Annotated in this window: 1 pseudogene; it reads right to left on the bottom strand. The window is 71.2% G+C overall.

The window, feature by feature from the left end:
• Nucleotides 1-520 (bottom strand): annotated as a pseudogene (locus tag HV826_RS36410) (chromosome segregation protein SMC); the annotation flags it as partial.

Here is a 520-nt window from a genome sequence, read left to right as displayed (position 1 = left end):
CTGCGCGAAGCCCGGGTGCGAGGTGACGTGCAGCACCTGCGTCAGCGTGCCCAGGTGCTTGAGCATCCGGGCGATGAGGGGCAGCTTCACCTCCTCCATTCCCGTGAAGACGTCCTCCAGCAGGAAGGGACGCTTCACGCGGGCGCTCGCCTTCTCCACCACCGTCAGCCGCAGGGCCAGGTAGTACAGGTCCAGGTCCTTCGCGGGGAGCTCGCCCACCGGCACCCGCCGGCCCGCCGTCAGTGCGAAGGCCTTGCCCTCGCGGTCCCACTCGATGCCCTGGTACCGCCGGTCCGTGAGCGCGGTGAGGTACTGGACGCACCGCTCCTTCAGCATCGCCTGCGCGGACAGGAGGTCCGTGGTGAACACGTCCGCCGCCTGGGACAGCAGCACGGGCGACGGGTCCTCCAGCGTCTCCACGGGCGCGGAACCATCCGGGCCCGGCGCGGCCGGTGGCGGAGGCGCCTTGGCCAGGGCAATGGACTCCTTCAGCCGCCCCATCTCACGCTCCACCTCGCGC

Origin of the sequence: Myxococcus sp. AM010, from assembly GCF_013372585.1 — a bacterium.
GTDB lineage: Bacteria > Myxococcota > Myxococcia > Myxococcales > Myxococcaceae > Myxococcus > Myxococcus vastator.
Note: the sequence above shows the minus strand (reverse complement) of the source record. Positions and strands in the feature narration are given on the sequence as shown.